The following is a 2598-nucleotide window of genomic DNA, read 5'->3' on the forward strand; positions in this document are numbered from 1 at the left end:
CCACGCTCGATGCGCTGGTCGGCGCGATCCGCCGCGCCGGCTACGACGCCGCGCCCGACACGCCCGCCTCGGCCCGCGCGCTGCGCCGGCGCGAATCGCGCGCCGCGCTGTGGCGCCTGTTCGTCGCCGGCTTCTGCATGATGCAGGTGATGATGCTCGCGACGCCGCACTACGTGGCGCGCCCCGGCGAGCTGGCGTCCGACGTGAAGCAGCTGCTCGACTGGGGCGCCTGGGTGCTGACGCTGCCGGTGCTGTGGTGGTCGGCCGCACCGTTCTTCCAGGGCGCCTGGCGCAGCCTGCGCAGCGGCCGCATCGGCGCCGACATCCCGGTCGCGCTCGGCATCGCCGTCACCTTCGTCGCGAGCACCGGTGCCGCGTTCGACCCCGGCGGCCCGTTCGGCCACGAGGTGTATTTCGATTCGCTGACGATGTTCGTCACCTTCCTGCTCGGCGGGCGCTGGCTGCAGATGAAGGCGCGGCACCGCGCGGCCGAGGCGCTCGACGGCGCGCTGGGGGCGCTGCCCGACACCGCGCTGCGACTGGCCGCCGACGGGTCGAGCGAACGCGTCGCACGCGAGGCCTTGCGGCCCGGCGACCGCGTGCAGGTTGCGCTGGGCGAGGCGTTCGCCGCGGACGGCGAGCTGCTGCAGGGCCGCACGCAGGCCGACGAATCGCTRCTGAGCGGCGAAGCGCGGCCGGTCGACAAACCGGCCGGCGCGACGCTCGTGGCCGGCAGCCTCAACATCGGCGCGCCGGTGGTGATGCGTGTCGAGCGCACCGGCGCCGACACGCGGCACGAGCGCATCGTCGCGCAGATGCATGCGGCGCTGGCTGGCCGGCCGTCGGCCGCCGACGCGGCGCAGCGCTGGGCCGCGCCCTTCCTGTGGTGCGTGCTGCTGCTGGCGGCGGGTGCCGGCGCGGTGTGGAGCGTTGTCGACCCGTCGCGCGCGCTGTGGGTGGCGGTCTCGGTGCTGATCGTGACCTGCCCGTGCGCGCTGTCGCTCGCGGCGCCCGCCGCCTTCGTCGCCGCGGCGCGTGGCCTGGCGCGGCGCGCCGTGCTGCTGCAGCGGCTCGACGCGCTGCAGGTGCTGGCGCGTGTCGACACGGTGTTCCTGGACAAGACGGGCACGCTGACACAGGAGCAGCCGCACTGCTCGGCGGTGCGGCTGCTGGCCGGCGCACACGGATCCGAGGCCGAGCTGCTGCACCGCGCCGCCTCGCTCGCGCGCTGGTCGCGCCATCCGCTGTCGCAGGCGGTGGCCGGGCTCGCGCCGCAGGACGGCATCGCCTGGTCGGAGGTCGCCGAGCACACCGGCCGCGGCCTGTCGGCGCGCGACAGCGGCGGCGTGGAATGGCGGCTCGGCACCGCCGACTGGGTCGGTGCAGAACCCTCGGCCGACGACGTGCTGCGCCTCTGGTTCGGCCGCGCGGACCACGCGCTGCTGTGCCTCGAGTTCGACGAGCAGCTGCGCGGTGACGCCGTCGACGCGATGACCGCGCTCGGCCGGGCCGGCTGGCGCCGCGTGCTGCTGTCCGGCGACACACCGCAGCGGGTCGCGTCGATCGCGCGCCGCGTCGGTGCCGACGCGGCGATCGGCGCGGCCGATCCCGCCGCCAAGCAGGCCGCGGTGCAGCGCGAGCAGGCGATGGGCCGCTGCGTCGCGATGGTGGGTGACGGCATCAACGACGCGCCGGTGCTCGCGCAGGCCGACGTGTCGTTCGCGATGGGCCACGGCGCGCTGGTCGCCCGCTCGAACGCCGACCTGGTGGTGGTCTCGAACCGGCTGGGCGGCCTGGAAGACGCGCGCGACATGGCCTGCCGCACGGTGCGCGTGGTGCGGCAGAACCTCGCATGGTCGGCGCTCTACAACGCCGCCTGCATCCCGCTCGCGCTGGCCGGCTTCCTGCCGCCGTGGGCCGCGGGGCTGGGCATGGCGCTCAGCTCGCTGCTGGTCATCGCCAACTCGCTGCGCCTGGCGCGCTGAAGCCTGACGATGGACATCCTCTACCTGCTGATCCCGCTGTCGGCCCTGCTGGTGCTCGCGCTGCTCGGCGTGTTCGGCTGGGCGCTGAACCGTGGCCAATTCGACGACCTCGACGACGAGGGCCTGCGGATTCTGCAGGCCGACGACCTCGCCCTTGATCAACGTCAACCTCCCGCCGACGTGTCGCTCCAAGAATCACCGTAGAGCAATCATGGTGAAAGAAGAGGCGATCTATGTCGAAGGATTCTGCGGCCTCGCAGCCCGTCTTCAGTGACTGGAGCGTGCGCTGGTTCTCGCTCGCGGCGGTGCTGTGGGGCGTGGTGGGGATGCTGGTCGGCGTGTTCATCGCGGCCGAGCTGACCTGGCCCGAACTGAACCTGGGCATCTCCTGGCTCAGCTATGGCCGGCTGCGGCCGCTGCACACCAACGCGGTGATCTTCGCGTTCGGCGGCTGCGCGCTGTTCGCGAGCAGCTATTACGTGGTGCAGCGAACCTCGCAGGCGCGGCTCTTCATGCCGAAGCTCGCGGCCTTCACGTTCTGGGGCTGGCAGGCGGTGATCGTCGCGGCCGCCGTCACGCTGCCGCTGGGCATCACGCAGGGCAAGGAGTACGC

Annotated in this window: 3 protein-coding genes; all 3 read left to right on the top strand. The window is 73.4% G+C overall.

Translation table 11 applies throughout. The features are described from left to right. Positions 1 to 1985, top strand: a 1985-nt coding sequence (locus AC1D12_RS30620; RefSeq protein ID WP_477844993.1) for a heavy metal translocating P-type ATPase, incomplete at its 5' end; no start/stop codon positions are given. 9 nt (positions 1986 to 1994) lie between these two features. Next, the gene (ccoS, locus tag AC1D12_RS30625) at positions 1995 to 2189 is read left to right on the top strand and encodes a cbb3-type cytochrome oxidase assembly protein CcoS (protein WP_477844994.1); all 195 of its coding nucleotides are present in this window, start codon (positions 1995 to 1997) and stop codon (positions 2187 to 2189) included. Between the two features lie 29 nt (positions 2190 to 2218). Beyond that, the coding region (locus tag AC1D12_RS30630; RefSeq protein WP_477844995.1) for a cbb3-type cytochrome c oxidase subunit I at positions 2219 to 2598 on the top strand (380 nt) is incomplete at its 3' end.

The organism is Rhizobacter sp. P1_G5, from assembly GCF_056405435.1.